Genomic DNA, 20409 nt, shown 5'->3' with positions numbered 1-20409 from the left:
TTGTCCCCCCGTTTCTACGCGCGTCAATCTCCTGGTTGATCACGCCAGTTGTCAAGGTTTCGGCCATGTACGCCACCCGTCGGGGAGATGAACCGGGCGGCATGGGTGGAAACCCGTCTAGGCTTCAGTCCGAGTCGACGTGCCTAGGAGAAACCGCCGATGTCAGACAGCTCCCCCCTGCCGCCGGTGCGGCTGACCTCCGCGGCCGAGCTGGCGCGTGACGCGCTGTCCGCGCCCCTGCTCGCCCGCGCCGCCCGGCTGGCCCGCTGGGCCGGCCCGGACACCCGGGTCGACGCGGGCGGCGGACTCGTGGAGGAGCAGCTGCCCGCCGCCGCCGAGGCCCTCGGGCTGACCGGGGACGACGCCGCCGCGTACGCCAGTGAGGCGTGGCGGGTCGCCGTCGACACCGGGCTGGTGGAGATCGCCGACGAGGAGGCCGGCACCGTCGCGGCCGGCGAGGAGCTGGCGCAACTCACCGGCGGCTCCCCGCACGACGTCCTCGCCGTGTGGCAGACCGCCCTGGAGACCGTGCTCGCCGACGCGAGCGTGCCCGACCTGGACGACCTGGTCGACGCCATGGACGAGGGCGGCGAGGTCGACCTCTCCCGGCTCGACTGGGACCCCGAGGCCGAGGCGGAGTTCCTCGACGGCGTGCTCGGCAACCTCTACCTGCTCACCGCCAACGAGGACGGCCCCGGCGAAGGCCCCGTGCCGCTGCCCGCGCTCGCCGCGTCGATGATCGTGCCCGGCGACATGGGCGAGCCCACCAACGACGTGCTGGAGCAGGTGTCGGACGCGATGATGCGCCTCGACGACCAGTTCCGGCTGCTGGAGCCGATCGGACTGGTCGAGTACCAGCCCGTCGACGAGGCGCTGATGGCGGAGGCCGACGGCGACGACAGCGGTGACGACGCCGGTGACGGTGCCGGTGCCGTCGACGAGACCGACGTCTCCCGCTACGGCATGGTCCGCCTCACCCCCCTCGGGCTGTACGGGCTGCGCGCCCGGCTGATGGAGGCCGGGTTCCAGGCGCCCGCCGTGGGTGAACTCGCCGACAAGGGCGCGGACGCCCTGCTCGACGGGACGGCCGGCTACGGTCCGACGGCCGCCCGCGCGGAGACCGAGCAGTGGCTCGCCCGCCGTGAACCGCTCGCCGCGGCGCGGGAGTTGCTGTCCGCGGCGCGGGGCAGCGACAGCGGGGCTCCGCTGCGGCGGCTGCGCTGCCAGCAGGCGCTGTCCCTGGTGGGGCTGCCCGCGCAGGCGGCCCTGCGCGAGGTCCTCGACGATCCCGAGCTGGGCGGGCTGGCCCGGGTCTGGCTGACCGAGCACGGGGTAGCGGACGTGCCCGCGCCCTCGCAGGACCTGGTCTTCTGGCTGACCATCGACACGCTGGCCGCGCAGCTCGCGGCCGAGGGCAACTCCGAGGAGCTGCAGGCGCTGGTGGAGGGGCTGGCCGCGCAGCACGACGGGTTCTTCGCGGCGGCGTGGCGGGTGGTGCATCCCGCGACGGCGGACGTGCTGGAGGCGATGGGGCGGCTGCACCCGGACAAGAAGGTGGCGAAGGAGGCGCGGAAGGCGGCGTTCAAGGCGCGGTCGCTTTCCAACGGGGGGTAGTGAACCGGGGGTTGGTGCGGGTGGGTTCAGGGCGGGTCGGCGCGGTCCGGGGTGGGGGCCGGGGGCGTGGGTGGCGGGTGCGGGGCGGTTGTGGCTGGTCGCGCAGTTCCCCGCGCCCCTTCTGGGTCGGACGGGCTGGAGTGGGGGGTGTGGCTGACCGGGGTCTGCGTGGGGCGTCGCGCAGTTCCCGCGCCCCTTTTGGTGGGACGGGCCGGCGTGGGTCGTGGTGCGTAGTTCTCCAGGCGCCTGACCTGAGGTCGTGCTGTGTTCAGGTCGTGTTCAGGTGGGGCCGGGAGCGTTGCCGCCGACCGAGGTCCGCCACCCTCCACGGCTCACCAGCGTCTCAGGAGACAACATGTCGCTCACCCGCAGGGACTTCGCCAGGAAATCAGCGATCACCGGTGCCGGGGTCGCCCTGGCGGGCAGCGTCGGCGCCCTCGCCACCGCGCCGAACGCCCTCGCGTCGACCGAGGCCGACAGCCACGAGGGCGGGTCGGCGGACCGGCACGGCGTGGGCTACGGCCCCCTGGTCCCGGACCCGGAGGGCATCCTCGCGCTGCCGGAAGGGTTCTCCTACCGGGTGATCACCCACAGCGGCCGCACCAAGCTGGAGTCGGGCGAGTTCACCCCCTCCAACCACGACGGCACCGCCACCTTCGACGGCCCGCGCGGCGCCACCCTGCTGGTCAACAACCACGAGCTGAAGGGCCCGCGCGCCAACTGGGCGTACCCGGTGCCGCTCACCGAGGGCCTGGTCTACGACCCGGCGGCCTCCGGTGGCTGCACGGTCGTGGAGGTGCGCCCCGGCCACCACGTCGCCGAGTGGGTCGGCATCGCCGGCACCTCCACCAACTGCGCGGGCGGCAGCACCCCGTGGGGCACCTGGCTGACCTGCGAGGAGACCGAGGACAAGGCCGGCCAGAACGGCATGACCAAGGACCACGGCTACGTCTTCGAGGTCGACCCCGAGGACCGCCGCGCCAACCGCGACCCCCGGCCGGTCAAGGCCCTCGGCCGCTACGCCCACGAGGCCGTCGTGGTCGACCCGAAGAGCGGGCAGGCCTACCTCACCGAGGACGCCTCCAACCCCAACGGACTGCTCTACCGCTGGACCCCGCCGGCCGGCTTCCGCCACGGCCGCGGCAAGCTGCGCACCCTCGCCGACGACGCGGGCGTGCTGCAGGCGTTCAAGTGCTTCGACTCCGGCGGCCAGTTCGTCGACGACCTCTCCCGCGCCACGACGATCGGCACCGTGTACGGCGTCGACTGGGTGGACGTGCCCGACCGGGACGCGAAGACCGTCTCCGTGCGCAAGCAGTTCACCGCCGGCCAGGTCACCCGCGCCCGCAAGCTGGAGGGCATGTGGTGGGGCGACGGCGGCACGTACATCGTCTCCTCCTACGCCCGTGAGGAGAGCCCCGGCCGGCACGACGGCCAGGTCTGGTTCTACGACCCCAAGCGCCGCACCCTCACCCTGAAGGTGCTGCTCGGGGTCAACCCCGACCCGGAGCAGGACGGCGCCTTCGACGGCCCCGACAACATCACGGTCTCCCCGTACGGCGGCCTCGTCATCGCCGAGGACGGCGAGGGCGTGCAGCACCTGTTCGGCGCGACCGACAGCGGCCGCACCTACCCGATCGCGCGCAACGAGCTGAACATCGGCACCGAGGACGAGCCGGAGTACAGCGAGTTCACCGGCGTCACCTTCTCGCCCGACGGCCGGACCCTGTTCGCCAACATCCAGGAGCCCGGCATCATGCTGGCCATCACCGGCCCCTGGAAGCGCCACAAGCGGTAATCAATTCGCTCGCGGCCCCCGGGCTGCGCCTCCTATTCTGAGATCACGACAGCGCACCTCCCGGTGCGAAGGCGGCGGCTACTTCTCTTCCAAAGAATCACATGCCGCAGCCGAACTGATCTCGGGAGGCGCAGCTCCAGGACGGGGGCCCGGTGCGCAGGCAGCGGTTACTTCCTGGGATCGGACGGTTGCGGGTTCGAGTCCCGTCATCGACTTCGGGTCGGTGTAGCTCAATCGGCAGAGCATCTGACAAGTCCGTCGCCGACTTCTGATCTCGGGCCCCCTTCCCATGCCGCGCCTCCCTCCGAAATGGAACGGAACTGCACGGAATTCGGGGGGGAATTCACCATGACGCGATTCAACACGCGGACCGCGCGGGCACAGCCCGCCTCGCGCGTCACCTCGACGGGCCGGGTGCTGCGCACCTACGAGGGCGGCCGGGGCCGGGAGCGCGACGCGCGCTCCGAACTCTTCCTGCTCGCCGTGTCGAACCTCGTCACGCAGCAGACCTTCTACGAGACCGGCTCCGACCGCGACGACCGGTACGCCCGGCTCGTGCGCGAACTCGCCGTGACCGACCCCGCGTGGACGGCCGGCCTGCTCGGCTGGCTGCGCGGCGAGGGCAACCTCCGTACCGCCGCCGTCGTGGGCGCCGCCGAGTACGTCAAGGCCCGCCTGGACGCGGACGTGACCGACGGCCCCTCGAACCGCCGGGTCGTCGACTCCGTGCTCCAGCGCCCGGACGAGCCCGGCGAGCTGCTGGCGTACTGGACGGCGACGTACGGCCGGGCCCTCCCGAAGCCGGTCAAGCGCGGTGTCGCGGACGCCGTACGGCGGCTGTACGGCGGGAAGGCGCTGCTGAAGTACGACACGGCGACCCGCGGTTTCCGCTTCGGGGACGTGCTGAACCTCGTGCACGCGGCGCCGGACCCCACCAAGCCGTGGCAGGGCGAGCTGTTCCGGTACGCCCTGGACCGGCGCCACCACCCGGACACCGCCGTGCCGCCCGCCTCCGACCCCGTCCTGACCGCGCACCGCGCGCTGATGGCGCTGCCGGCCGAGGAGCGGCGCGCGGTGGTCACCGCGCCCGATGCCGCCGAGCGGCTCGCGGCGGCCGGGATGACCTGGGAGGCGCTGGCGGGCTGGCTGCGGGGGCCGATGGACCGGGCGGCCTGGGAGGCCGTGATCCCGTCCATGGGGGCGATGGCACTGCTGCGCAACCTGCGGAACTTCGACGAGGCCGGGGTCGGCGACGAGGTCGCGGCCCGGGTGGCGGCGAGGATCAGCGACCCGGAGCAGGTCGCGCGCTCGCGGCAGTTCCCGTTCCGGTACCTCGCCGCGTACCGGCACGCGCCGTCGCTGCGCTGGGCGTACCCGCTGGAGCAGGCGCTCGGCCACGCGCTGGCCAACGTGCCCGCGCTGCCCGGCCGCACGCTGGTGCTCGTGGACCGCTCCGGCTCGATGTTCTTCTCGCGCCTGTCCGACCGCTCCGAGCTCACCCGGGCCGACGCGGCGGCGGTCTTCGGCACGGCGCTCGCGCTGCGGGCGGCGGACGCGGACCTCGTCGAGTTCGGCACGTCGAGCAACCCGGTGCGGTTCCGCGGGGGCGAGTCGGTGCTGAAGGTCCTGGAGCGCTTCGGCGACCTGGGCGGCACCGACACGACGGGCGCGGTGCGCCGGCACTACCGCCGCCACGACCGGGTGCTGATCGTCACCGACGAGCAGTACGCGCACAGCCCGCACGGCGAGCCGACCGAGCAGGTCCCGGCCGACGTGCCGGTCTACACCTGGAACCTGGCCGGCTACCGGCCCGGTCACGGCCCGTCCGGCCGGGGCAACCGGCACACCTTCGGCGGCCTGTCCGACGCGGCGTTCCGGATGGTGCCCCTGCTGGAGGCGGCCCACGACGCCCGGTGGCCGTGGGAGACGGACTGAGCGGTCCGGGTGCCGGTCCGGTCGCATGCCGCCGGGGCCGACGGGGAGGTCAGGGGGGGGCGCGTCGTCGTCCCCCGCGCTCCCTGGCGTCCCCGGGGCGATGTGGTGGACCATGCGGGCAGGAGACCGCTGCTCGCGAGGAGACGAGGATGACGCAGGTCAAGGCCATGCGCGCGGACGCCCGGCGCAACTATGAACGGTTGCTGGGGGCGGCCGCCGAAGCCTTCGCCGAGCACGGGGAACGGGCCTCGCTGGACGACATCGCCAAGCGGGCCGGTGTCGGCTCCGGGACGCTGTACCGGCACTTCCCGACCCGGCAGGCGCTGCTGGAGGCGGCGTACGTCGGCCGCGTCCAGGCGCTGGCCGCGCGCGCCGACGACCTCGCGGACCGGCTGCCGCCGGGGGAGGCGCTGACCGAGTGGCTGTACGAGGTGTGCGTCGGCGGCATCGAGGTGCGCGGCCTGAAGTCCCTGCTGGGCTCGGCGGTCACCGACGGCAGCACGGCGGCCGGCACCCCCTGCGGCACCGCCGTCACGGGCGCCGCGACCCGTCTGGTCCTCGCGGCCCGGCGGGAGGGCACGCTGCGTCCCGACGTCGAACCGATCGAGCTGCTGCGCCTCGCCCACGGCGTGGCCACGGCCTCCGAGCTCGCCGACGACGGGCCCCGGCACATCCGCCGCTACCTGAGCCTCCTGACGGAGGGCCTGCGCCCGGCGGCCGGGTGAGGGACCGCCCCGCGCAGGCGCCCCGCCGGGGGCGCCCCCCGCGGCGGGCCGTCAGAGCGCCTGCGCGCCCGGCTTCACCATGTTCCGCACGGTTCGCGCCTTCACGAAGTCGCCCAGTGCCGTCATCTCCCACTCGCCGGAGAACTGACGGATCAGCTTGGCCATCAGCACGCCCGTCTGGGCCTCGGCGCTGGTCAGGTCGAAGCGGACCAGTTCCTCGCCGGTGGTGGCGTCGAGGAGGCGGCAGTACGCCTTGGCGACCTCGGTGAACTTCTGGCCGGAGAAGCTGTTCACCGTGAACACCAGGCCGGTCACGTCCTGCGGGAGGCGGCCGAGGTCCACGGTGATGGCCTCGTCGTCGCCGCCGCCCTCGCCCGTGAGGTTGTCCCCGGAGTGGCGGATCGCGCCGTTGACGATGGTCAGCTTGCCGAAGTAGCAGCTGTCGATGTGGTTGCGCTGCGGGCCGTAGGCGATGACCGAGGCGTCGAGGTCGATGTCCTTGCCGCGGTAGGCGGGCTCCCAGCCCAGGCCCATCCGCACCTGCGACAGCAGCGGGCGGCCGCCCTTCATCAGGGACACCGTCTGGTTCTTCTGGAGGCTGACCCGGCCCTTGTCGAGGTTGACCTTGCCGGTGCCCGGGGCGGGGGGTGCGGGCGGCGCGGGCGGCACCGGGGGCGCCGGCGGGGTGACCTGCGGCTGGGCCACGGGCGCGGGCGGGGTCACCCGGGGGGCGGGCGCGGGCGGGGCGGCCTGCGGGGCGGGGGCCGGCTGGGCCGGTTCCTCCACCGTCACGCCGAAGTCCGTGGCGATGCCGGCCAGTCCGTCGGCGTAGCCCTGGCCCACCGCGCGGGCCTTCCAGGCGCCCTGGCGGCGGTAGATCTCCACGACCACCAGGGCCGTCTCGGTGCCGAGCTGCGGCGGCGTGAACGTGGCCAGCACGCTGTTGTCGTCCGCGTTGCGGAGCGTGGCCGTCGGTTCCACGCCCTGGAAGGTCTGGCCCGGGGCGTCCGGGCTCGCCGTGACGACGATCCTCTCGATGGCCGGCGGCACCGCCGCGGTGTCGACCGTGATCGCGTCCGGGCCGGCGCCGCCGCCCGAGCGGTAGGTCACGCCCGGGCCGGCCGGCTGGTTGTAGAAGATGAAGTCGTCGTCGGAGCGCACCTTGCCGTCGGCGGTGAGCAGCAGGCCCGATACGTCGAGCCGCACCGGAGCGGCGACGTCGACCGTCACGCGCGCGGCCGGGAGGGGGATGTTCGAGCCGGGGGTCATAGCTGTCATGCCCCGAGAACGAGCGGACCCGCTTTACCGTTCCCTTACCGACCGCCGTTCGGCGGAGCCGCGCACCGGACCACGCGAACGGCCCCCCGAGACACCCCCTACGGCACGATCACGATCTTCCGGCCGATGCCCGCCGCGAACTGCTCCAGGGCCTCGGGGTAGCGCTCCAGCGGCAACCGGTCGCTGATGAACACGTCGGGGTCCAGCACCCCGTTCGCGAACAGTTCCGCGGCGCGCTCGAAGCTGTGCAGCACGGCCATCGAGCCGGTGATGGTGATCTCCTGGTTGTAGATGCGGTACGGGTCGATGGTGACCCGGGTCGCGTAGTCGGCCACGCCGAACTGCAGGAACGTGCCCGCCTTCGCCACCCGTCCCAGGCCGTCCTGGATGGCGGCCGCGTTGCCGGTGGCGTCGACCACGACGTCCCAGCCCTGCGGCCGCTCCAGCTCGTCCGCGCCGGTCGCCGACGCCGTCACGCCGAGGCGGCGCGCGGTCCGCAGCCGCTCCGGGTTGACGTCGACCACGTCCACGCTCGCCGCGCCGGTGCGCTTGGCGAGCTCCAGCATCATCAGGCCCATCGTGCCCGAGCCGTAGATCAGCACGTGGGCGCCGAGGCGGGACCTGAGCACGTCGTAGCCGCGCACCGCGCACGACAGCGGCTCGATCAGCGCCGCGTCCTCGGTGCGCACGTGCTCGGGGAGCTTCACGCAGTTGGCGACGGGCGCCACCGCGTACCGGGCCGCGCCGCCCGCCGTGGTCACGCCGATCGCGGCCCACCGCTCGCACAGGTTGTTGTGCCCGGTGCGGCAGTAGCGGCACTCGTGGCAGTACAGGGAGGGGTCCACGGCCACCCGGTCGCCGACCGCCACCTCGGTGACCTGGGTGCCGACACCGACCACCTCGCCCGCGAACTCGTGCCCCGGCACGATCGGCAGCTTCGGCGCGAACTCGCCCTGCAGGATGTGCAGATCGGTGCCGCACAGACCGCACGCGGCGACCTCCACGACGACCTCGCGCGGCCCGGGCGTCGGGTCCGGCACCTCGGTGACCACGGCGCGGCCCACGGACTCGATGACGGCGGCCTTCATTTCACGGCTCCCAACGACAGGCCCTGGACCAGCTTGTCCTGGGCGGCGAACCCCGCGGCGAGCACCGGCAGGGAGACGACGAGCGACGCGGCGCACACCTTCGCCAGGAACAGGCCCTGGCTGGTGATGAAGCCGGTCAGGAAGACGGGGGCGGTCTCGGCGACCACGCCCGTCAGGACCCGGGCGAACAGCAGCTCGTTCCAGCTGAAGATGAAGCAGATCAGCGAGGTGGCGGCGATGCCCGGCAGCGCGATGGGCGCGACCACGCGGGCCAGCACGGTCGGCAGGCGGGCGCCGTCGATCTGGGCCGCCTCGATCACCGCGACCGGCACCTCGGCCAGGAACGACTGCATCATCCACACCGCGATCGGCAGGTTCATGGAGGTGTAGAGGACGACCAGCAGCCAGATGTTGTCGAGCATCCCGGCGTTCTTCGCGAACAGGTACACCGGCAGCAGGCCCGCGACGGCCGGCAGCATCTTCGTGGACAGGAAGAAGAACAGCACGTCGGTCCACTTGCGCACCCGCCGGATGGACAGCGCGTACGCGGCCGGCAGGGCCAGCAGCAGCACCAGCAGCGTGGACGCCACCGACGCCACCGCGGAGTTGAGCAGCGCCGGCCAGGGGCTGGCGCCGCCGCCGGTGCCGAAGAACTCGCGGTAGCCGTCCAGGGTGAACGCGGCGGTGAAGGAGGGCGGGTTGGTCGCCGCGTCCGCCTCCGAGTGGAACGACGTCAGCGCCATCCAGGCGATCGGCAGGAAGAACACGATCCCGGCGAGCCAGGCCAGCAGGCCGAGACCGCCCCGGCGTACGGTCGTCGCGGTCATGCGCGCGACACCTCCTCGCGGAACAGGGACGACACCACGCGCAGGGCGAGGGTCGCGATGACGAGCGAGCCGATGACCACCAGGACGCCGGCCGCCGAGGCGAGGCCGTTCTCATGGGCCTGGTAGAAGCTCTGGTAGACGGTGTAGGGCAGGTTGGCGGTGCCGAGGCCGCCCGACGTGATCGTGAAGACCGCGTCGAAGTTCTGCACGATGTAGATCGAGCCGAGCAGCGCGCCGAGTTCGAGGTAGCGGCGCAGGTGGGGCAGCGTCAGGTGGCGGAAGACCTGCCAGTCGCTCGCGCCGTCCACCCGTGCGGCCTCGATCTGCTCGGGGTCGCGGCTCTGCAGCCCGGCCAGCAGGATGAGCATCATGAACGGCGTCCACTGCCACACCAGCGACGCCTCCACCGCGAGCAGCGGGGTGTTCGAGATCCAGTCCGGCTGGGGCCCGCCGACGTAGTGCAGCAGCCCGTTGAGCAGGCCGTACTCGGGGTTGTAGAGCACGTGCTTCCACAGCAGCGCAGCGGCGACCGGGACCACCAGGAACGGCGCGATCAGCAGCGTGCGCACCACGCCCCGGCCGCGGAACCTGCGGTCCAGCAGCAGCGCCAGGGCCAGCCCGAGGACCAGGCTGGCGATCACCACCGCCGCGGTCAGCAGCACGGTGGTGCCCACCGAGTGGCGCAGGTCGGCGTCGGTGAGGACCTGGTGGTAGTTGTCGAACCCGGTGAAGCGGCGGGCGTCGGGATAGAGGGCGTTCCAGTCGAAGAAGGAGATCACCAGCGTGGCCACGAACGGCAGCTGGGTCACGGCGATCATGAAGATCAGGGCGGGCAGCAGCGGGGCGCGGGTGCTCCAGGCGCGCAGCCGGGCGGACGGCCGGCGCAGCGCCGGGACGGGCGCGGTGCCGACGGGGGTGGTGGTCGTGGCGGTCATCGTCCCTCGTACTCCTCGGAGATGCGCTCGGCGAGCTTCTGGGACTTCCTCAGGGCGGACTCGACGGACTGGCGGCCGGCGATGGCCGCGCTGATCTCCTGCGAGACCTTGGTGCCGAGGTCGGTGAACTCGGGGATGCCGACGAACTGGATGCCGGGCGCCGGGCGCGGCTGCACCCCGGGGTCCTTCGGCCGGGCCCCCTCGATGGCCGCCTTGGTCATCTGCTGGAAGGCGGCGGCCTCCTGGACGTAGGCGGGGTTCGTGTACGTCGACGCGCGCTTGCCCGCCGGGACGTTCGACCAGCCGATCGTGTCGCCGACCAGCTGCTCGTACTCCTTGGAGGAGGCCCAGGAGACGAACTTCCACGCCTTGTCGGTGTTGCGGGACGCCTTCTGGATGCCCCAGGCCCAGGTGTAGAGCCAGCCGGAGGACTCTGTGCGCTCGACGGGCGCGGGGGCGTAGCCGACCTTGCCCTTCACCGGGGACTTCGCGGCCTCCAGGGAGCCGGCCGCCGACGTGGCGTCGTACCACATGGCGACCTTGCCCTGGGTCATGTTGTTCAGGCACTCGGCGAACCCGGACTGGGCCGCGCCCGACTCGCCGTGCTCACGCACCAGACCGACGTAGAAGCGCGTGGCCGCCTTCCACTCGGGGGAGTCGAGCCGGGCCTTCCAGCCCTTGTCGAACCAGGTGCCGCCGAAGGTGTTGACGACGGTGGTCAGCGGCGCCATCACCTCGCCCCAGCCGGGCAGTCCGCGCAGGCAGATGCCCTTCATGCCGGGCCGGGCGCCGTCCACCCGCGCGGCCAGGTCCGCGATCTGCTGCCAGGTGGGGTGCGCGGGCATGGTCAGCCCCTGCTGGGCGAAGACGTCCTTGCGGTACATCAGGAAGGACGACTCGCCGTAGAACGGCTGGCCGTAGAGCTTGCCGTCGTCGGCGGTCAGCGACTCGCGCATCGGCTTCAGGACGTCCTGCTCGTCGTACGCCGGGTCCCCGGCGACGTAGGAGTCCATCGCGTGCAGCCAGCCGTTGCGGGCGTAGATCGGGATCTCGTAGTTGGACAGGGTCGCGACGTCGTACTGGCCCGCCTGGTTGGCGAAGTCCTGGCTGATCTTGTCGCGGACGTCGTTCTCGGGCAGGACGGTGAAGTTGACCTTGATGCCGGTGGACTTGGTGAAGTGCGCGGCGGTCAGCTTCTGCAGCTCGGTCATCTGGGGGTTGTTGACCATCAGGACGTTGATGGCGTCACCGCCGGACCCGGCCCCGCCCGCTCCGACCCAGCAGCCGGAGAGCAGCGGGGCGAGCAGCGTCCCTGCGGCGGCCGCGGCGAGCGTCGCGCGCGGCCTCCGTCGGCTCTGGGTTCGCATGGATCGCTCCTGAACGTGGGGGACGTAGGGACATGGAGGCATGACGACGTACGGACGTGACGTCATGACGACGTGGAGGAAGAGAACAGCGGGAGGGAAGGAGTTGCGTGGCGGGCGGTCTCAGGCCCGGACGACCTGGGGCCCCATCAGGGAGTACCGGTGGGCCTCGGCCGACGGCAGCAGCGTGCTGGTCACGATCGTCTCCAGGGTGCCGATGTCCGCGAACCGGCAGAAGCTGACCGCGCCGAACTTGGTGTGCACGCCGGCGAACACCGTGCGGCGCGCGGCCCGGATCGCCTGCGCCTTGACCTCGCTGACGGCCGGGTCGGGGGTGGTGAGGCCGTGCTCGCGGGAGATGCCGTTGGCGCCGATGTAGGCCAGGTCGAGGACGAACCCGGCCAGCATCCGGGTGGTCCAGTGGTCGACGGTGGCGAGGGTCCCGGAGCGGACCCGGCCGCCGAGCAGCAGGACGGTGGTGTTCTCGGCCTCGGCCAGGGCGCCCGCCACGGGCAGGGAGGCGGTGACCACGGTCAGCGGCCGGTCCCGGGGCAGCGCCTCGGCGATGAGCTGGGGGGTGTAGCCCTCGTCGACGAAGACCGTCTCCGCGTCCCCGAGCAGTTCGGCCGCCGCGGTGGCGATCCGGCGCTTCTCGGGGACGTGGCTGGTGGCGCGGAAGGCGAGCGTCGTCTCGAAGCCGGCGCTCTCCACGGGGTAGGCGCCGCCGTGGGTGCGGCGGACCAGGCCGTGGTCCTCCAGGGCGCGCAGGTCGCGGCGCACGGTCTCCTTGGCCACGCCCAGTTCGGCAGCGAGCGCGGCGACGTCGACCGAGCCGGCGGCGCGTGCCACCCGTACGATCTCGCGCTGGCGTTCTTCCGCGGTCCTGGTCATGGCCGACTCCCCGCCTCCTGCCGTGTTGCCCGTTCGGGCCCTCGGTGCGCCCATGGGGGAAGTTCTACAGGGGGTACGCGGTCACGACCAGGTCTGTTGTCGAGGGGATGCTGCCCGGATGTGCCCGTTCGGACGACGGCCTGCCCGGGGCGGGCCGGGGCGGGGGCCGGCGCGGGTGCGAGCCGGGTGAGCGGGGGTCACCGCAGGTGGATGCGGGTTGGGGAGTCCTCGGGCAGTGCGGATCGCGCCACCCCTCGCGCGGCTTCCGGGCGGTCGGCTGCCCGGGTGCGGTGCCCGAATGGGCCGTAAGCGGGCCCGTTCCGTGCCCGGATGCGCGGCGGGCGGGCCCGTTCGGTGCCCGCCCGCCGCGGTGGGCGACGGTTTTCCGTCAACGGCCGCAGCGCCGCCGCCCGTCGCTCGACACGTGTGATATGCCGTCAGTACGGCCAGATCGGCGGGTCGTTGACGAAGTGTCCGCCCAAGTACCCGTGGGAGACGGTGTCCTCGTCCAGGTCGCCCTGTTCGGCGATCAGCTTCTGCGCGTACGGCTCGGAGTCGTCCCGCGGCTCGTAGCCGAGCGCCCGCGCGCTCGACAGGTCCCACCACAGGCGGGTGTTGGCGGAGGAGCCGTAGACGACCGTGTGGCCGACGTCCGGCGCGGTCAGGGCCGCGTGGAACAGGCGGGCGCCGTCGGCCGGGCTCATCCACACCGAGAGCATCCGCACGCTGGTCGGCTCCGGGAAGCAGGAGCCGATGCGCACCGAGACGGTCTCCAGGCCGTGCTTGTCCCAGTAGAGCTGCGCCAGGTCCTCCCCGAAGCACTTGGACAGCCCGTAGAAGGTGTCGGGGCGGCGCGGGGTGTCCACCGGGATGAGCGGGTCGTCGCCCCGGGGGCGCGGGGTGAAGCCGACCGCGTGGTTGGAGGAGGCGAAGACGACGCGGCCGACGCCCTCCTCCCGCGCGGCCTCGTAGAGGTGGTAGGTGCCCTCGATGTTCGACCGGAGGATCTTGTCGAACGGGGCTTCCAGGGAGATGCCCGCGAGGTGGATGATCGCGTCGACGCCCCGCACGGCCTCGCGCAGGGCGTCCCGGTCCGAGAGGTCCGCGACGACGGCGTCGGGCTCGTCCTCGATCGGCCGCACGTCCAGCAGGCGCAGCGTGTAGCCGTACGCGGGGAGCAGGCCCCGCATCAGGGTGCCGACACCACCGGCGGCGCCGGTGAGCAGGACGGTGCGCGGAGCGGGCATCCTCGGTTCTCCTTGGTCGACGGGCGTCGGCGGGCATCGGCGGGCGACGGGCGGGTGCCGGCGGCCTCACCAGCCGCGTGCGTAAACGCGATTCACATGCGTGGACACGCTAGGGAGCGCCGCCCGGACCGTCAAGTGCCGCCCTAGCCGTCCCCGCGGCTTCGCTCGAGCCGTGTCGCCCGCTTGACCGGCCCGGAGGGGCGCCTTAGCGTGACCGTGTTCAGAAATATGGACACCAGTCAGAAACGTGCACCGGACAGCGCCTGCTCCCAGGGAGAGCCCGTGACGCCAGCCTCGTTCGCCGCCCGACTCGCCGTTCCCAGCGGGCCGTTGTTCTTCCCCGTCACCGCCTTCGGCCCGGACGGTTCCCTCGACCTGGACGCCTTCCGGGCGCACGTCCGCCGCGGGGTCGAGGCGGGCGCCGCCGCCGTCTTCGCCTGCTGCGGCACGGGGGAGTTCCACGCGCTCACCCCCGAGGAGTTCGAGGACTGCGTGCGCGCGGCCGTCGAGGTCACCGGCGGGCGCGTCCCGGTCGTCGCGGGCGTCGGCTACGGCACCGCGCTCGCCGTCCGCTACGCGCGCCTGGCCCACGCGGCGGGCGCCGACGGACTGCTCGCCCTGCCGCCCTACCTGGTGGTCGCCGGGCAGGAGGGCCTGCTGCGGCACTACCGCGAGGTCACCGCCGCCACCCCGCTCCCGGTGATCGTCTACCAGCGCGACAACGCCGTGTTCACCCCCGCCACCGTCGTCGAACTCGCCCGCACCGAGGGGATCGTGGGCCTCAAGGACGGCCTCGGCGACCTCGACCTGATGCAGCGCGTGATCAGCGCCGTGCGCACCGAAGTGCCGGGCGACTTCCTCTACTTCAACGGCCTGCCGACCGCCGAGCAGACCCAGCTCGCCTACCGCGCCCTCGGCGTCCCGCTGTACTCCTCGGCCGTGTTCTGCTTCGCGCCCGAGATCGCCCTCGCCTTCCACCGGGCGCTGCGCACCGGCGACGACGCCACCGCCCGACGGCTGCTGGACGGCTTCTACCGCCCCTTCGTCGAACTGCGCGCCCGGGGCCGCGGGTACGCCGTCGCGCTCGTCAAGGCCGGCGTACGGCTGCGCGGCCTGGACGTGGGGGAGGTGCGGCCGCCGCTGCACGAGCCGAGCGAGGACCACGTCAAGCAGCTCGCCCAGGTGATCGAGCGCGGCCACGCGCTGCTCGACGAGGACAGCACGGAGGACCGGTGAAGACGTCCGCGTTCGTCTACCCCTGGGACGTCAACGGCGACCCCCAGGCCCCCGCACGGATCGCCGCGCTCGGCGTGCGGCAGGTGACGCTCGCCTCCGCGTACCACTCCACGCGCGCGCTGACCCCCCGCCACCCGCGCCACCGCGTCGTCACCGCCGCGTACGCGGCCGCGCTGTACCCGCCGGGCGAGCACTGGGAAGGACGGGCGCTGCGCCCCCACCCGGCCGGTGACTGGGCCCCGGGCGACGCCTTCGGGGAGGCGGCCGCCGCCCTCGGCGACGCCGGTCTGGAGGTGCACACCTGGGTCGTCCTCGCGCACAGCTCCCGCCTGGGCGCCGAGCACCCGGACACCTCCGTGGTCAACGCCTACGGCGACCGCTACCCCTGGGCCCCGTGCATCGCCCAGCCCGCCACGCGCGCGTACCTCGTCGACCTCGCCGCCGAGGCCGCCGTGCGCCCCGGGGCGGCCGGCACCGAACTGGAGTCCCTCGGCTGGTACGGGCTGGCGCACCTGCACGCCCACGACAAGACCGGCGGGGTCGGCCTCGGGGACGCCGGCCAGTACCTGATGTCCCTGTGCTTCTGCCCCACCTGCCGGGCCGGCTACGGCGAGCAGGGCCTGGACGCCGACGCGCTCGCCGTCGCCGTACGGGAGGCGCTGGAGCCGCTGTGGCGGGGGGCCCCGGACGACGGGGGCTGGGCGGGGGTCGAGAAGCTGCTCGGGCAGGACACGGCGGCCGCCACGCGCGCGTGGCGCGACACGACCGCCCGCTCCCTGCAGGAACAGGCCGTCGCCGCCGTGCGCGCGGCCGCGCCCGAGGGCTTCCAGGTGCTGCTGCACGCCGACCCGGTCACCCACCACACCGGCGCCAACGTGGGCGTCGACCCCGCGCACGTGCTGTCCGTGGCGGACGGCGTGGTGGTGCCCTGCACGGGCGGCCCCGGCCTGCTCGCCCCGTTCGCCGCGACCGGCGCGGACGCCGTCCTCGCGGCCAACTTCACCATCGTCTCCGGCATGGGCGGCAGCCCCGCCACCCTCGCCGCGGACGCGTCCCGCGCCGGTGACCTGGGCGCGACGGAGCTGCGCCTCTACCACGCGGGACTGGCCTCGGACGCGGACCTGGAAGCCGTACGGGAGGCGCTGGGCGGCTGACGCACCGGGGCCCGGTGACGACCGATGAATTCCGGGCGGGCGCGCGGTCCACCTTCCGGTAGGAATCACCCGTCTCCCGGAGGAGCACCCATGTCCGACCCCACGACGCTCGACCTCGGACCGCAGGCGCTGGTCGTCGCCCGGCTCGCGGAGGGGGTGACGGACGCGCAGCTGGGCGGCGCGACGCCCTGTCCGCAGTACGCGGTGCGTCACCTGCTGGGGCACCTGGCCGGCCTCTCGGTGGCCTTCCGAGACGCGGCCCGCAAGGACTTCGGGCCGACCACCGACACCCGGCCGGACGCCGTCCTGCCCGACGTCGGACCCGGCTGGCGCGCGGAGCTGCCCAAGGTCCTGGAGGAACTCGCCGACGCCTGGCGCGACCCGGCCGCCCGGGCCGGCGCCACCCGCGCCGGCAGCATCGACCTGCCCGCCGAGGTGGCCTTCGCCGTGGCCGCCGACGAACTGGTCGTGCACGGCTGGGACCTGGCCCGCGCCACGGGTCAGGAGTACGCCCCCGACCCGGCCGCGCTCCGGGCGGCCCACGCGTTCCTGCTGCAGGTCGCCGCGAGCGGCGGTGAGGGCCCCTTCGGCCCGCCCGTCCCCGTCCCCGACGACGCGCCGCTCCTCGACCGCGCCGTGGGCCTCAGCGGCCGCGACCCGCATTGGACCCCGTGACCGCCCGGACTCCCGCTCGCCAGGGCCGCCCGCCCCGTCACCGGGGGCGGGCGGCCCGTTTTCCGGGCCACCACGCGGCCGGGTTTCCGGCCCACCACGCGGCCGGGTTTCCGGCCCACCTGCGCCTTCGCGCCGCCACCGCAGGTTTCTCTGCCGGAAGCATTGACGAAACACGGGCCCCCTCCTACCTTCAACGCGTCGTACTTCGTACGTCATATATGAGACGCGATACGCGAGATCAGATACACCCGAGATCTGATACGTGACTTCCGAGAGGCGCGCATGACCTCTGTGCCCACGCCGATCCCCTCCCGTACGCAGTACGTGCTGGAGGAGATCAAACGCCGCATCCTCACCGGGCAGCTGACGCCCGGCCAGGCCCTGGTCGAGACCGAGCTCGCCGCGCAGTTCGGGGTCTCCAAGACCCCGGTGCGCGAGGCGCTCAAGACCCTGGCCGGCACCGGGCTGGTCGTCATGAGCCAGTACAAGGGCGTCACGGTGCGCATGGTGGACGCGGACATGGCGCGCGAGGTCTACGACGTACGGCTGCTCCTCGAACCCGAGGCGCTGCGCCGGGCGGTGCGCCGGGGTGCCTCCCTGGACGCCGCGCGCGACGCCCTCACCCGGGCCGACGGCGCCACCGACACCGCCGAACGCTCCCTCGCCAACCGCGAGTTCCACCGCGCCCTGTACGTGCCGTGCGGCAACCCGCTGCTCGGCCGGATGCTCGACGAGGTCCGCGACCAGGCCGCCCTGGTCTCCGCCGTGGCCTGGGCCGCCGACCCCTCCTGGGAGCGCGAGGCCGGCGAGCACCGGGAGATCCTGCGCCTCGCGCTGGACGGCGACGCGGACGGCGCGGCCCGCGCCCTGCACGCCCACATCGCGTCCTTCGTCGAACGGGCGTTCCCCGGGGCGGACGTCCCCGCATCCCACCAGGAAGGCCAGGAATGAGCAGCGTGGTGTTCGAGACCCAGCGTGCGGCCCTGGCCGACGTGGTGGCCATCCCGGTGACCCCGTTCGCCGAGGACGGCTCCGTCGACCGGCGGGCCCACCGGGCGCTGCTGCGCCGGCTGCTCGACGCCGGGATCACCACCCTCACCCCCAACGGCAACACCGGCGAGTTCTACGCCCTCACCCCCGAGGAGCGCCGCCTGGTCACCGAGCTGACCGTCGAGGAGGGCGGCGACCGGGCCGCCGTCCTGGTCGGCGTCGGCCACGACGTGCCCACCGCCGTCGCCTCCGCCCGGCACGCCCGCGAGCTGGGCGCCCGGATGGTCATGGTCCACCAGCCCGTCCACCCCTACGTCGCGCAGAGCGGCTGGGTCGACTACCACCGCGCGATCGCCGAGTCCGTGCCCGAGCTGGGCGTCGTGCCGTACATCCGCAACGCGCAGCTGCCCGGCGCCCGCCTCGCCCAGCTCGCCGACGCCTGCCCGAACGTGATCGGCGTGAAGTACGCCGTGCCGGACGCCGCGAAGTTCGCCGCGTTCGCCCGCGACGCCGGCCTGGACCGCTTCGTGTGGGTCGCGGGCCTCGCCGAGCCGTACGCGCCGTCGTACTTCTCGGCCGGCGCCACCGGCTTCACCTCCGGCCTGGTCAACGTCGCCCCGTCCGTCTCGCGCGACATGATCGAGGCGCTGCGGGCCGGCGACTACCCGGCCGCGATGAAGGTCTGGGAGCAGATCCGCCGCTTCGAGGAACTGCGCGCCGCCAACGGCAGCGCGGACAACGTCACGGTCGTCAAGGAGGCCCTCGCCTCGCTCGGCCTGTGCCGCCGGGAGGTGCGCCCGCCGAGCCGGCTGCTGCCGGAGACGGAGCGGGCCGAGGTGGCCGCCATAGCCGCGGGGTGGTCGCTGTGAACGCACCCGGAGCGCCCCGCAGGAACCCCGAGGACCTGCGCAGCCACCAGTGGTACGGCACGGACGGACTGCGCTCGTTCAGCCACCGCGCCCGCACCCGCCAGCTCGGCTACCTGCCCGAGGAGCACCTCGGCAAGCCGGTCGTCGCGATCCTCAACACCTGGTCGGACATCAACCCCTGCCACGTCCACCTGCGCGACCGCGCCCAGGCCGTCAAGCGCGGGGTGTGGCAGGCGGGCGGCTTTCCGCTGGAGTTCCCGGTCGCCACGCTGAGCGAGACCTTCCAGAAGCCGACCCCGATGCTCTACCGCAACCTGCTCGCGCTGGAGACCGAGGAACTGCTGCGCTCCTACCCGGTGGACGGCGCGGTGCTGATGGGCGGCTGCGACAAGACAACGCCCGCGCTGCTGATGGGCGCCGCCTCCGCCGACCTGCCCACCGTGTTCGTGCCCGCCGGCCCGATGCTGCCGGGCCACTGGCGCAATGAGGTGCTCGGGTCCGGCACCGACATGTGGAAGTACTGGGACGACAAGCGGGCCGGCCTGATCGGCGACTGCGAGATGGCCGAGCTGGAGAACGGCCTCGCCCGCTCGCCCGGCCACTGCATGACGATGGGCACCGCCTCCACGCTCACGGCCGCCGCCGAGGCGCTCGGCGTCACCGTGCCCGGCGCGTCCAGCATCCCGGCGGTCGACTCCGGGCACGACCGGATGGCCGCCCGGGCCGGCCTCACCGTCGTCGAACTGGTCCACCGCGACCGCAAGCTGAGCGACATCCTCACCCGGGAGGCCTTCGAGGACGCGGTCACCACCGTGCTCGGCCTCGGCGGCTCCACCAACGCGGTCATCCACCTGATCGCCATGGCCGGCCGCGCCGGGGTGCGGCTCACCCTCGACGACTTCGACCGCATCGCCCGCACGGTCCCGGTCCTCGCCAACGTGCGGCCCGGCGGACGGACGTACCTCATGGAGGACTTCCACTTCGCGGGCGGACTGCCCGGCTTCCTCTCCCGGATCCCGGACCTGCTCCACCTGGACCGCCCGACGGTCTCCCACGACACCCTGCGCGAGCAGATCGAGGGCGCGCGGGTGCACCACGACGACGTGATCCGCCCGCGCGACCACCCCGTCGCCGCGGAGGGCGGGGTGGCCGTCCTGCGGGGCAATCTCTGCCCGGACGGCGCCGTCATCAAGCACATCGCCGCCGAGCCGCACCTGCTCAAGCACACCGGCCCCGCGGTCGTCTTCGACGACTACCGGACCATGCAGCGCACCATCAACGACCCGTCGCTGGGCATCACCGCCGACAGCGTGCTGGTGCTGCGCAACGCCGGCCCCAAGGGCGGCCCCGGAATGCCCGAGTACGGCATGCTGCCGATCCCGGACCACCTGCTCAAGCAGGGCGTGCGCGACATGGTCCGCATCTCCGACGCCCGGATGAGCGGCACCAGTTACGGCGCCTGCGTCCTGCACGTGGCACCCGAGTCGTACGTCGGCGGGCCGCTGGCCCTGGTGCGCAGCGGCGACCTCGTCACCCTCGACGTCGAGGCGCGCAGCCTCCACCTGCACGTGGACGACGCCGAACTCGCGCGGCGCCGGGCCGCCTGGACACCGCCGCCCACCCGGTACGAGCGCGGCTACGGCGCGCTCTACAACGAGCAGATCACCCAGGCCGACACCGGCTGCGACTTCGAGTTCCTCGCCCGCCCGGGCCGGGTCGCGGATCCGTACGCGGGCTGAGCACCGCCCCTCCGCACGCCCCCGCACTCCCCGCACGCTCCCGC

The 20409-nt window shown here is 73.4% G+C and carries 17 protein-coding genes; 10 read left to right on the top strand and 7 right to left on the bottom strand.

What is annotated here, in order from left to right; translation table 11 throughout:
* Positions 1-159: 159 nt before the first annotated feature.
* The 4 genes from E4U91_RS08560 to E4U91_RS08545 all read left to right on the top strand — a co-directional run bounded on the left by E4U91_RS08560 (position 160) and on the right by E4U91_RS08545 (position 6072).
* Positions 160-1614 carry a hypothetical protein gene (locus tag E4U91_RS08560; RefSeq protein ID WP_137306280.1) on the top strand — a complete coding sequence of 485 codons (1455 nt, stop codon included), beginning with the start codon at positions 160-162 and terminating at the stop codon, positions 1612-1614.
* A gap of 355 nt (positions 1615-1969) precedes the next feature.
* On the top strand, positions 1970-3412 hold the full coding sequence (locus tag E4U91_RS08555) for an alkaline phosphatase PhoX (RefSeq protein WP_137306279.1): 1443 nt from the start codon (positions 1970-1972) through the stop codon (positions 3410-3412).
* Positions 3413-3760: 348 nt separating this feature from the next.
* Positions 3761-5347, top strand: a complete 1587-nt coding sequence (locus E4U91_RS08550) for a TROVE domain-containing protein (protein WP_137306278.1) — start codon at positions 3761-3763, stop codon at positions 5345-5347.
* A 149-nt stretch (positions 5348-5496) separates the two neighbouring features.
* Entirely contained in the window at positions 5497-6072 is a 576-nt protein-coding gene (locus E4U91_RS08545; protein ID WP_137306277.1) for a TetR/AcrR family transcriptional regulator, read from the top strand.
* Between the two features lie 51 nt (positions 6073-6123).
* Here E4U91_RS08545 and E4U91_RS08540 read toward each other — a convergent pair whose 3' ends face one another.
* The 7 genes from E4U91_RS08540 to E4U91_RS08510 form a co-directional block, all read right to left on the bottom strand.
* Positions 6124-7341 carry a TerD family protein gene (locus E4U91_RS08540; protein ID WP_174867917.1) on the bottom strand — a complete coding sequence of 406 codons (1218 nt, stop codon included), beginning with the start codon at positions 7339-7341 and terminating at the stop codon, positions 6124-6126.
* A gap of 107 nt (positions 7342-7448) precedes the next feature.
* Positions 7449-8438: a zinc-dependent alcohol dehydrogenase family protein gene (locus E4U91_RS08535; protein ID WP_137306275.1), complete on the bottom strand. Its 990-nt coding sequence runs from the start codon at positions 8436-8438 to the stop codon at positions 7449-7451.
* Positions 8435-9265: a carbohydrate ABC transporter permease gene (locus E4U91_RS08530; protein WP_137301253.1), complete on the bottom strand. Its 831-nt coding sequence runs from the start codon at positions 9263-9265 to the stop codon at positions 8435-8437. Before E4U91_RS08530 ends, E4U91_RS08535 begins: the two co-directional genes overlap by 4 nt.
* On the bottom strand, positions 9262-10200 hold the full coding sequence (locus E4U91_RS08525) for a carbohydrate ABC transporter permease (RefSeq protein WP_137306274.1): 939 nt from the start codon (positions 10198-10200) through the stop codon (positions 9262-9264). The genes E4U91_RS08530 and E4U91_RS08525 overlap by 4 nt, the downstream gene beginning before the upstream one ends.
* Positions 10197-11567 carry an ABC transporter substrate-binding protein gene (locus E4U91_RS08520; protein WP_137306273.1) on the bottom strand — a complete coding sequence of 457 codons (1371 nt, stop codon included), beginning with the start codon at positions 11565-11567 and terminating at the stop codon, positions 10197-10199. Before E4U91_RS08520 ends, E4U91_RS08525 begins: the two co-directional genes overlap by 4 nt.
* Before the next feature lie 120 nt (positions 11568-11687).
* Positions 11688-12455 carry a DeoR/GlpR family DNA-binding transcription regulator gene (locus E4U91_RS08515; RefSeq protein ID WP_137306272.1) on the bottom strand — a complete coding sequence of 256 codons (768 nt, stop codon included), beginning with the start codon at positions 12453-12455 and terminating at the stop codon, positions 11688-11690.
* A 437-nt stretch (positions 12456-12892) separates the two neighbouring features.
* Positions 12893-13702 carry an NAD-dependent epimerase/dehydratase family protein gene (locus E4U91_RS08510; protein WP_137306271.1) on the bottom strand — a complete coding sequence of 270 codons (810 nt, stop codon included), beginning with the start codon at positions 13700-13702 and terminating at the stop codon, positions 12893-12895.
* Positions 13703-13984: 282 nt separating this feature from the next.
* On the opposite strand from E4U91_RS08510, the gene E4U91_RS08505 reads away from it, so the two are divergent.
* The 6 genes from E4U91_RS08505 (at position 13985) to araD (ending at position 20365) form a co-directional block, all read left to right on the top strand.
* Complete coding sequence (locus tag E4U91_RS08505; protein ID WP_137306270.1) at positions 13985-14938, top strand: 5-dehydro-4-deoxyglucarate dehydratase; 954 nt, start codon at positions 13985-13987, stop codon at positions 14936-14938.
* Positions 14935-16092, top strand: a complete 1158-nt coding sequence (locus E4U91_RS08500) for a hypothetical protein (RefSeq protein WP_137306269.1) — start codon at positions 14935-14937, stop codon at positions 16090-16092. Before E4U91_RS08505 ends, E4U91_RS08500 begins: the two co-directional genes overlap by 4 nt.
* Before the next feature lie 90 nt (positions 16093-16182).
* Positions 16183-16767 (top strand): TIGR03086 family metal-binding protein, encoded by a 585-nt coding sequence (locus E4U91_RS08495; RefSeq protein WP_137306268.1) that lies wholly within the window; start codon positions 16183-16185, stop codon positions 16765-16767.
* A 282-nt stretch (positions 16768-17049) separates the two neighbouring features.
* Complete coding sequence (locus E4U91_RS08490) at positions 17050-17718, top strand: GntR family transcriptional regulator (protein WP_137306267.1); 669 nt, start codon at positions 17050-17052, stop codon at positions 17716-17718.
* Complete coding sequence (locus E4U91_RS08485) at positions 17715-18626, top strand: dihydrodipicolinate synthase family protein (protein ID WP_137306266.1); 912 nt, start codon at positions 17715-17717, stop codon at positions 18624-18626. The genes E4U91_RS08490 and E4U91_RS08485 overlap by 4 nt, the downstream gene beginning before the upstream one ends.
* Entirely contained in the window at positions 18623-20365 is a 1743-nt protein-coding gene (gene araD / locus E4U91_RS08480; protein WP_137306265.1) for an L-arabinonate dehydratase, read from the top strand. Before E4U91_RS08485 ends, araD begins: the two co-directional genes overlap by 4 nt.
* The last annotated feature ends 44 nt before the right edge of the window (positions 20366-20409 follow it).

The organism is Streptomyces lasalocidi, from assembly GCF_005280215.1.
GTDB lineage: Bacteria > Actinomycetota > Actinomycetes > Streptomycetales > Streptomycetaceae > Streptomyces > Streptomyces longwoodensis.
This window is presented reverse-complemented; position numbering and strand designations above follow the sequence as displayed.

What these genes read in the sequence shown, in the direction of transcription:
- E4U91_RS08530 (WP_137301253.1), bottom strand. Translation starts at nt 9,265, where the DNA reads ATGACCGCGACGACCGTACGCCGGGGCGGTCTCGGCCTGCTGGCCTGG.
- E4U91_RS08555 (WP_137306279.1), top strand. Translation starts at nt 1,970, where the DNA reads ATGTCGCTCACCCGCAGGGACTTCGCCAGGAAATCAGCGATCACCGGT.
- E4U91_RS08490 (WP_137306267.1), top strand. Translation starts at nt 17,050, where the DNA reads ATGACCTCTGTGCCCACGCCGATCCCCTCCCGTACGCAGTACGTGCTG.
- E4U91_RS08550 (WP_137306278.1), top strand. Translation starts at nt 3,761, where the DNA reads ATGACGCGATTCAACACGCGGACCGCGCGGGCACAGCCCGCCTCGCGC.
- E4U91_RS08485 (WP_137306266.1), top strand. Translation starts at nt 17,715, where the DNA reads ATGAGCAGCGTGGTGTTCGAGACCCAGCGTGCGGCCCTGGCCGACGTG.
- E4U91_RS08560 (WP_137306280.1), top strand. Translation starts at nt 160, where the DNA reads ATGTCAGACAGCTCCCCCCTGCCGCCGGTGCGGCTGACCTCCGCGGCC.
- E4U91_RS08515 (WP_137306272.1), bottom strand. Translation starts at nt 12,455, where the DNA reads ATGACCAGGACCGCGGAAGAACGCCAGCGCGAGATCGTACGGGTGGCA.
- E4U91_RS08540 (WP_174867917.1), bottom strand. Translation starts at nt 7,341, where the DNA reads ATGACCCCCGGCTCGAACATCCCCCTCCCGGCCGCGCGCGTGACGGTC.
- E4U91_RS08545 (WP_137306277.1), top strand. Translation starts at nt 5,497, where the DNA reads ATGACGCAGGTCAAGGCCATGCGCGCGGACGCCCGGCGCAACTATGAA.
- E4U91_RS08495 (WP_137306268.1), top strand. Translation starts at nt 16,183, where the DNA reads ATGTCCGACCCCACGACGCTCGACCTCGGACCGCAGGCGCTGGTCGTC.
- E4U91_RS08525 (WP_137306274.1), bottom strand. Translation starts at nt 10,200, where the DNA reads ATGACCGCCACGACCACCACCCCCGTCGGCACCGCGCCCGTCCCGGCG.
- E4U91_RS08520 (WP_137306273.1), bottom strand. Translation starts at nt 11,567, where the DNA reads ATGCGAACCCAGAGCCGACGGAGGCCGCGCGCGACGCTCGCCGCGGCC.
- E4U91_RS08535 (WP_137306275.1), bottom strand. Translation starts at nt 8,438, where the DNA reads ATGAAGGCCGCCGTCATCGAGTCCGTGGGCCGCGCCGTGGTCACCGAG.
- E4U91_RS08510 (WP_137306271.1), bottom strand. Translation starts at nt 13,702, where the DNA reads ATGCCCGCTCCGCGCACCGTCCTGCTCACCGGCGCCGCCGGTGGTGTC.